Genomic DNA, 8,197 nt, shown 5'->3' on the forward strand with positions numbered 1-8,197 from the left:
CTCGGCGAATTGTTCTTTATTATGTTAGCTATCAGTTTTTGCAGGCTTAGAATATAAGCTATCCCCATGCCTCTTTCTATTGCTGGATCTATGTTTATTATGTCTTTGGGGTCGATTTTGGAAAGTTCCGACATTTTTTTCAACTTCCCTTTTTTCATTTCAGGTCTTGGTTTCTCCATAAAAACCTCTTTTTTATTTGATTGTAATCTAAACCAAAATTTCTCAAATCCATCTCAATCGTTTCTTTATTTTGGTCAAGATTTATTTTATCATACTAATTATGCCTGTAAACTCCTTTAGTTCTGGTGCTTTAGATTTTTTGACCAAAGCGTATTACTTAACCGTGAGAACTTCCGATTCTTCATTTTTTTTTGAAGCCCTATACTCTGCCGTCAAAGATCCTTTCAGAATCGAAAAATCCGTCTACGAAAAGAGTAAAATTGAAAATATTCTCGGTATTATCGGAAAAAGAAAATTCAACGAAATTCTGGACATAGGCTGCGGAAACGGTTTTTTCAGCCACCTTCTTCTTGCGGTATCAAACAAAGTCACCGGCATCGACATTTCATCAAGAGCCATCAAAGAAGCGAATGCCAAATACGGAAAGTTTGAAAATTTGAAATTCATCAGAGCTGATATCGGCAGCTTTACCACCAAAAACCGATTCGACCTTTTTTTCTGCTCCGAAGTCCTTTATTATCTGCGACCTGAAGAACTGGAAAAGACTTGCACAAAAATAAAAAAAATGACCAGTGGTCAATCACAGATAATTTTTGTGGGAAGAGCCGACGATGAATACGTCAACAGGACTCTTCGCAGATACTTTAAAGAAAAGGAGAAATTTACCTTCCAGTCTACATTCCCGTTGTATTTTTTTCCAAGCTTTCGCGTTTCAAGGCCTTACGGTATTTTTGTCTATGAACACAAAAAAAAGGACTGAAATATGTCAAAAAAAAACGTGCTTCAATGCCCTAAATGCGGTGCTCCTTTAGACCCTGAAAAAGCCAATGGGAAATTCAGATGCCCATTTTGCGGCACCTGGATCGATTTTAACAACGATGATCGTGTTGATATTTCCAATATCCCTGAAATGAAATTTGACTTTCCGACAATAGACAATCAAAGCGCGAAAAAAATAGTAAAAGTATCTTTTATTCTATTCTTGTCGATTGCAGTCCTGCTGGTTGGAGGAATGGTCGCATTGATTAAATATTTTACATCAAGCGTTATAGTCGGCGATAAGAAAGTCGAAAAAATTTTTGAGTATGGATCGGAAGGGACAGGTCCAGGTTTTTTCCAAGACGTCAGGTATGTGATAACCACGCAAAACGGTCTGGTAATAACCTGCGAATACGAAAACGGACGGGTACAGGTCTTCGATTCATCTATGAATTATCTAAGGCAGTGGACTGTGGGAAAACAAGCTTACGTCCAATCTTTCTCCACAGACGGAAGAGAAACTGTTTTTGTGATATCAAAAGGAGATATACTGTCATACAATCTGGAAAATGGTTCTTTTTCCGATTCAGTGGAAATACCTACTATCTCGGCTTTCACATACGAAGCCTTGACTGTATTGCCCGACGGGAATATTTTGGTGATATACGACCGAGAGAACCTCGCGAAACTCGACAGTGATTTCAATTTGATCTGGAACAAAGAGAAAATCATTTCATCTAATTCAGATTTTTATCCGCACACTTGCGAACTGGCGGTGGACGGGGAAGGATATATATACGTATTTGCCGTCACAAACAGTTCCGTCTTCAAATTTTCTCCGGAGGGAAAATTCTTCACGAGATTCGGCTCTGAGGGTGATGGACCCGGTTTTTTGAGCCACGCCACCGGAGAACCTTTGGTCATTGACAACCAGTCAAACATCTATATTGAAGATTTTGACGGAATAGAAGTATTCAACAAAGATGGAAGGTTTTTGACCCAGCTCGAAGTTGAAAGACCCGTTTACGGCATGACGATTGACATGAAGAACAACCTCTACACCGCAAACGGAAAAAAAATAATTAAATACCGTCTAAACCCGGCAAACTTTTCCGAATAAAATGCTTCCTTTTCTCCGTTTAACGTTGTCTTTGTTTTTTGGAATTTACGGATTTTACCCAGAAAATATTGTCTCGGATTTTACCCTTGGGCTGGAACCAGATATAGTTTCCCTGGTTTTCGTCGGAGATATAATGGTTCACGATGAACAGTTAAAAGGGGCAAAAGACGCTGTCAGCGGGGAGTATGACTTTTCAAGCAGTTTTGATGATGTAAGGAATATTCTGTCCGGAGCCGATTTAACAATGGGAAACCTCGAAACGACTCTCGCCGGTGAAGAAAAGCTTTTCACCGGCTACCCCCGCTTCAATTCACCAGACGAACTCGCGCAAGCGCTAAAAGAAACGGGCTTCGATCTATTGACAACAGCAAACAACCACTGTCTTGACAGGGGAGAACAAGGGCTTGTAAGGACTCTGGAAGTTCTCGACAGCATCGGAATTTACCATACCGGCACATTCAGGGATTCTTCCGAAATGGATTTTTTGTTGATTTCCGTAAAAAACATCGACATCGCTTTTTTATCTTACACTTACGGGACAAACGGACTTTTTCTCCCTAAAGGCAGCCCTTGTCAAGTGAATTATATCGATACGGAAAATATCAAGAAGGCTATTCACCTCGCGGATGAAACCGGAGCCGACGCGATAGTCGTGATTCTGCACTACGGCACCGAATACGATTTAATCCCCTCTGCACGTCAAAAAGCCCTTTTCGATTCGGTGTCTTCTTTCGGCGCGGATCTAGTGATAGGAATCCATCCGCATGTAGTCCAGCCCATGAATTTAAAAAATTCACCAGAAGACATGCTGAAGCTTTTCTTCTATTCTCTGGGAAACTTCATATCGTCTCAAAGAACTGTTCCGAGAGACGCAGGGCTGATTTTAGGGGTAGAGCTCAAAGTTTACCGATCCGGCTGGACGTTTTTATCCGGCGTCAATTTCCTGCCGACCTACGTCCAATTCAAGCCAGAAAACGGCAAATACGATGTGAGGGTAATAGACGCGACAAAAGCTTTTTCCCGAATCCAATCTGGTGACAGTTTGTCTTTTTCAAGCTACGACAGAAGCAGGATAAAAAAAATAGCAGAAAATCTCCCCTGTCATTTCCTCAGTATGACTGAGAATCTTCTTTCAACATACGATTCTTTGACCGGTTTTTTCAAAGTTGAGATTTCGTATTGAAACCGGTTTTATCCCTCTCGATCTCGGCGTAAGCCGAGTGGTTGTGAATGCTCTCCATGCTCTCGCATTCTACCCGGAACCATACGATTCTATTATCCGCGAGAAGTTCGTCTGCAACGCCCCTGACGACGTCTTCAACAAATTTTGGATTGTCGTAAGCATTTTCGGTGACGAATTTTTCGTCTTGTCTTTTCAACAAAGAATAAAGTGCTCCGCTTGAATTTCTCTCGGCGAGTTCGACCATTTCTTCTATCCACACAAAATCCCTGTATCTTATCCTGATTAAAACTCTCGCCCTCTGGTTGTGTGCTCCTCTATCGGAAATTTCCTTTGAACATGGACACAGCGTCATCACAGGAACTCCAACTTCAAGCGTGAACTCTTCTTTTTCACCCAATATGCCGTGAAACCGGCAGTCGTAATCCATAAGACTTTCTCTGCCGCTCACCGGCGCCGATTTTTTAATGAAATACTTGAAGCTGACGTCCATAACAGCTTTACCGGCGTCGAGTTCATCCCTGACGTGCTTCAGGATTTCACCCATGTTGAGCATTGAATATTCTTTCTGGTATGAATGTAAAATTTTCACAAACCTGCTCATATGGGTTCCCCTGAAATGCTTTGGAAGCTCTACGAATATCGAAATTTTCGCAAGGGTCTGCTGAGTTTTATTTTCTCTGTCTTCGACGGAAATAGGGAAGTATATGTCTTTTACGCCAACCGAATCTATTTCTATGCCGTGATAAGGTTGGTCATTCTGGACATCGGGCATTTTCAATTCAACCGCCCCTGTATGCGCATTTTGAATTATCGCTCTCCCAGACCGTTATTTCAAACAGCTCAGGGAGCAGGGGTTTCAGTCTGTCCCAAAGCCATATCACGAGGTTTTCGCTTGTTCCTTTCTCGAGCCCTTCAATCTCGTTTAGGTATTTATGATCTATTTTCTGTATTATTGGATCGACTGTGTCTTTTATATCCCCAAAATCCATCAGCCATCCGATTTTACCGTCAACCCTACCTTTTATGCTGACGTCAATTCTGAATGAGTGCCCGTGAAGAGCGCTGCATTTGTGAGCTTCTGACAGCCCTGTTATCCTGTGGGCTGAATCAGCCCTAAAAGTTCTCGTCAAAATCACCGTTTTCATGACTAGAATTATATGTTTTCAGCCGGATTAAACCAATGAAATTTTTCTCTTGATTTTTCCTGTAAAAAAATGTAACATTGCCACCCAAGAAGGTCTCGGTTCTCATTTATAGTGTAATAGAGTTTAAATTGGCAGGTACTTTTTACATTTTGTCAAGCAAGGGAATTTGCTTGGAAGCGTAAAAATTAACAGGAGGGAAACAAAGAATGAAAAGGAACTCAATAGTTCTCACCGTCGCTCTGGCAGCGATCTTCGTCTTGTATCTCGGCGCGGTGTCTTGCAGTCAGAAACCCCAAGACGTCACCGATACGACAGCCGTCGACACTACGGTTACCGACACAACAGTTGTTGACACAACGGTTGTAGAAGAAGCTTATGTGGATGTCGGTTGCTTGATTTTTGCCCGCACGACAACAACCGAATCTTTCAGATATGATTCGGCTTATGTAACCGCTTTGACCGCAGATTCGATTACCTTCAACTGGGCGGATACTTTTGCGGCAGGCGAGACGGGAAGAACTTACCCCAACACAAACGAATACTACTACGCCGTTAAAACCGACGCGGCTCCCGAAATGTTCGTAGCCGGCACCCCGGTCATGATAGCTCCCAACGGCACCAGCTTCGTATGGTACTTCGGAGCCATATCAGCAGTCGCAGAGACAAACTATGTCGTCGACTATTTGATCCCCGGCGTCCCCGAAGCAAAACAGGACACAGTCGGACTCGACAGACTTTTCTTTGCCAAAGTTATGGAATAAATCCAAGAATATAGGTTTAAAAAGGGCGGTTTTAAACCGCCCTTTTTTTTTACCATCTGTTTCTGTGTATTTTCAAAGTGTCGTATCTCCGGGGTTGAACTGGTTTTTCCGCCGGGTATCCGAGGGCGACAATTCCCAACGGTTTGATATTTTGGGGCAGCTCTAAAATTTCTGATATCGCTTTTATCCTCTCCTCTCTCGGGTAAACCCCAAGCCAAACTGAACCCAGTTGGAGGGAATGAGCGGCCAAAAGCATGTTTTGTATCGCGGCGGAGCAATCCTGCACCCAATAACCTTGGTTTCCTTGAATTTCCTCGTCGGCGCAGACAACCACTGCAAGTGGTGCTTCATACATCATTTCAGAGTAGGGATGAGCCCCGGCAATTTTATTGAGAATATTTCTGTCATCGACGACCACAAAACTCCAGGGTCTGAGATTTCTGGCAGAAGGGGCGAACATAGCCGCTTCTAAAATTTTTTGAACCGGCTCATTTTCTACTTTTGAATTTTGGTATTTTCTCACGCTCCGCCTTGTCAAAATACATTCCATTGCTTCCATCGCTATTTTCCTTTCACTTTCTCAAAAACAGCGGGAAGACAACTCAAGACATAATCCATATCTTCTTCGCTTATCTCCCTGTGAAACACGAACCTCACGGATGCATCCTCGGGAGGATAAACGAGAATGTTTTTGTTTCTGAGCTCGGCGATAAAACTTAAAGCGGACTCATCGCTTTCAAACCTGGCGAAGACCATATTTATTTTGACATTTTCCATTTCTACAAGTGATTGTTTGTATCCGGACAAAGCTTGCGCAAACATTTTCGCTTTCTCGTGGTCTTCTCCGAGCCTTTCTGTCATTTCTTCAAGAGCCACGATTCCCGGCGCGGCTATTATACCCGCCTGTCTCATGCCTCCGCCCATGATTTTCCTCCCTTTTCTCGCCTTTTCGATGAACTGTTCTGATCCAACAAGCAAGGATCCTACGGGACAGCAGAGCCCCTTGGAGAGGCAGAACATTATGCTGTCACAGTACTCGGCAATTTCCAGAGGCTTCACGCCAAGAGCGATGGCGGCGTTGAATATTCTCGCGCCGTCCAAATGGATGGGAATACACCATTTGTTCGACAATTTCCTTATCTCTTTCATCTCCTCCAGCGTCTGGACATACCCGCTGGACAGGGCGTTTTCAAGACATATCAATCCGGTTTTGGGGAAGTGAATGTCCTTTTCTTTTCTTATCCTTTTATCAATTTCCTCTCGAGTCAGACAGCCCTTTCGAGTTTTTACAGTTCTCAACTGGACAGCTCCAATAAAAGAACTCGCTCCGGCTTCGTGAACCACTATATGGGAATCTTCGGATAGAACAACTTCATCTCCCCTGTCGCAATGGGTGAACAGCGCCAGTTGGTTTCCGAATGTTCCGGAGGGCACTAAAAGCGCGGCTTCTTTACCGAGGATTTTGGCGGATTTTTTTTCAAGCTCATTCACTGTGGGGTCTTCACCGAGAACATCGTCCCCGAATTCCGCATTCATAATGGCATCAAGCATTTTAACCGTCGGTTTTGTCACCGTGTCCGAACGCAGGTCTATTGATTTCAAATTTATCTCCTTGTCGATTGTCCATGAATAAAGACAAAACATTAATTAATTGTTATTATAATCTGTCAATATTATTTTATGAAAACAAAAATATTCATACCTGATTTTTTTTCCGAGAAATATTCAATAGGCGAGTATTCGGGCAATTTCCTGGGCTGCGCAATGTTCCTCGATCTGTCAGGTTTTACTTCAGTGACAGACAAATTGATGAGAGAAGACAAAGAAGGCATTGAAGTTCTGGGAAATTTCCTGAGTCAAATCTTCGAAAATATAATTTCAAACATTCACCAAAGAGGCGGTTTTATATCATCTTTCGAAGGAGACGCACTCCTGGCGATATTTCCGGGCGAAGAAAGCTTTAGAGGCGCCCTGTCGTGTTCAGAGGAAATAAACGGATTTTTCTCAGACAAATCTGTTTTCAAGACAAAGTTCGGAAATTTTTACATCTCCATAAAGACAGGAATCTCCTACGGAGGCATTGACTATCTCATCACCGGCAAAAAACAAAGAATGGTTTACACTTTTTCAGGAGATGCGGTAAAGAAAAGTATTAAATGCCGGAAATATTTACCTGTCCTCTAAAAGACACGGCAAATTAAAAGAGATCAACGATAAATTATCAATGATAAACGGTCAGGCTGCCGAACCTGAAAAGGATTCGTAGAGGTTTTTGTAGAGCTCGCATTTCTCGAACAGTTCTTCATGCTTCGCCGTCATGATTATTTCGCCCTTTTAATTCGAAAAATAGCTTGTCAACTACTTGAGGGTTTTGAGGTGATGAGTAAAACTGAAAGTAGATCTGTCAACAATTAAAACACCCCCAGGCACGTGGGGAAGACCGACTAATCCACCTAAAAATCCACCACCGGGGAGAAACACCCCCACGCACGTGGGGAAGACCATGTACTGCCATCATCGCCGTAACTTTTGAAAGAAACACCCCCACGCACGTGGGGAAGACGATTTGAAAATCTAAATAAGGCAGTAGGGGATAGAAACACCCCCACGCACGTGGGGAAGACTCCGCTTGCTTCGGGAAAATTATAAATCATTCGGAAACACCCCCACGCACGTGGGGAAGACTCCTCGTAAGTCTTGAAAGAAAGAGACAACTCGGAAACACCCCCACGCACGTGGGGAAGACCAACGGTTTTCTGATAATCTGCTTGAGTCCCAAGAAACACCCCCACGCACGTGGGGAAGACCATCTGAAATCCCAGCGGAGAAGAGGACCCACGGAAACACCCCCACGCACGTGGGGAAGACACTGTGGTTTGTTCGGGGATATAGTGGATGAAGGAAACACCCCCACGCACGTGGGGAAGACTATGAGAATGTGAAGTCGACGATAAACTGTCTGGAAACACCCCCACGCACGTGGGGAAGACTTTTCAAATCCCATGCTTTCCTCCTCTTTTATAGAAACACCCCCACGCACGTGGGGAAG

9 protein-coding genes and 1 CRISPR repeat array are annotated in these 8,197 nt (G+C 43.4%); of the genes, 5 read left to right on the forward strand and 4 right to left on the reverse strand.

Translation table 11 applies throughout. From position 1 onward, the window contains the following. Nucleotides 1–319 precede the first annotated feature (319 nt). The 3 genes from JXA84_08070 to JXA84_08080 are packed head-to-tail and all read left to right on the forward strand — an operon-like array spanning nucleotide 320 to nucleotide 3,242. Nucleotides 320–940 carry a class I SAM-dependent methyltransferase gene (locus JXA84_08070; GenBank protein ID MBN1151155.1) on the forward strand — a complete coding sequence of 207 codons (621 nt, stop codon included), beginning with the start codon at nucleotides 320–322 and terminating at the stop codon, nucleotides 938–940. Between the two features lie 3 nt (nucleotides 941–943). Continuing rightward, nucleotides 944–2,059 (forward strand): hypothetical protein, encoded by a 1,116-nt coding sequence (locus JXA84_08075; protein ID MBN1151156.1) that lies wholly within the window; start codon nucleotides 944–946, stop codon nucleotides 2,057–2,059. 31 nt (nucleotides 2,060–2,090) lie between these two features. After that, complete coding sequence (locus JXA84_08080; GenBank protein MBN1151157.1) at nucleotides 2,091–3,242, forward strand: CapA family protein; 1,152 nt, start codon at nucleotides 2,091–2,093, stop codon at nucleotides 3,240–3,242. On the opposite strand, the gene JXA84_08085 is transcribed toward JXA84_08080, so the two are convergent. Both JXA84_08085 and queD read right to left on the reverse strand, forming a co-directional pair. After that, complete coding sequence (locus tag JXA84_08085) at nucleotides 3,220–4,014, reverse strand: GTP cyclohydrolase I FolE2 (protein ID MBN1151158.1); 795 nt, start codon at nucleotides 4,012–4,014, stop codon at nucleotides 3,220–3,222. The two genes, JXA84_08080 and JXA84_08085, sit on opposite strands and share 23 nt — an antisense overlap. Before the next feature lie 7 nt (nucleotides 4,015–4,021). Then, nucleotides 4,022–4,387 carry a 6-carboxytetrahydropterin synthase QueD gene (gene queD, locus JXA84_08090; GenBank protein MBN1151159.1) on the reverse strand — a complete coding sequence of 122 codons (366 nt, stop codon included), beginning with the start codon at nucleotides 4,385–4,387 and terminating at the stop codon, nucleotides 4,022–4,024. Nucleotides 4,388–4,593: 206 nt separating this feature from the next. Here queD and JXA84_08095 point away from each other — a divergent pair, with 206 nt between their 5' ends. Continuing rightward, nucleotides 4,594–5,148, forward strand: coding sequence for a hypothetical protein (locus JXA84_08095; protein MBN1151160.1), 555 nt, complete (start codon nucleotides 4,594–4,596; stop codon nucleotides 5,146–5,148). 49 nt (nucleotides 5,149–5,197) lie between these two features. On the opposite strand, the gene JXA84_08100 is transcribed toward JXA84_08095, so the two are convergent. Continuing rightward, nucleotides 5,198–5,707, reverse strand: coding sequence for a nitroreductase family protein (locus tag JXA84_08100; GenBank protein ID MBN1151161.1), 510 nt, complete (start codon nucleotides 5,705–5,707; stop codon nucleotides 5,198–5,200). A gap of 2 nt (nucleotides 5,708–5,709) precedes the next feature. Next, nucleotides 5,710–6,750, reverse strand: a complete 1,041-nt coding sequence (locus tag JXA84_08105; GenBank protein ID MBN1151162.1) for an aminotransferase class I/II-fold pyridoxal phosphate-dependent enzyme — start codon at nucleotides 6,748–6,750, stop codon at nucleotides 5,710–5,712. A gap of 78 nt (nucleotides 6,751–6,828) precedes the next feature. On the opposite strand from JXA84_08105, the gene JXA84_08110 reads away from it, so the two are divergent. Next, nucleotides 6,829–7,332, forward strand: a complete 504-nt coding sequence (locus tag JXA84_08110) for a hypothetical protein (protein MBN1151163.1) — start codon at nucleotides 6,829–6,831, stop codon at nucleotides 7,330–7,332. Between the two features lie 229 nt (nucleotides 7,333–7,561). Beyond that, a CRISPR array of direct repeats spans nucleotides 7,562–8,196; the repeat unit is 25 nt; unit sequence GAAACACCCCCACGCACGTGGGGAA. Nucleotide 8,197 lies beyond the last annotated feature (1 nt).

This window comes from candidate division WOR-3 bacterium (genome assembly GCA_016926475.1).
GTDB lineage: Bacteria > SDB-A > SDB-A > SDB-A > SDB-A > JAFGIG01.

Coding starts and splice junctions, on each gene's coding strand:
- JXA84_08095 (MBN1151160.1), top strand. CDS start 4,594: ATGAAAAGGAACTCAATAGTTCTCACCGTCGCTCTGGCAGCGATCTTC.
- JXA84_08110 (MBN1151163.1), top strand. CDS start 6,829: ATGAAAACAAAAATATTCATACCTGATTTTTTTTCCGAGAAATATTCA.
- queD (MBN1151159.1), bottom strand. CDS start 4,387: ATGAAAACGGTGATTTTGACGAGAACTTTTAGGGCTGATTCAGCCCAC.
- JXA84_08100 (MBN1151161.1), bottom strand. CDS start 5,707: ATGGAAGCAATGGAATGTATTTTGACAAGGCGGAGCGTGAGAAAATAC.
- JXA84_08085 (MBN1151158.1), bottom strand. CDS start 4,014: ATGCCCGATGTCCAGAATGACCAACCTTATCACGGCATAGAAATAGAT.
- JXA84_08075 (MBN1151156.1), top strand. CDS start 944: ATGTCAAAAAAAAACGTGCTTCAATGCCCTAAATGCGGTGCTCCTTTA.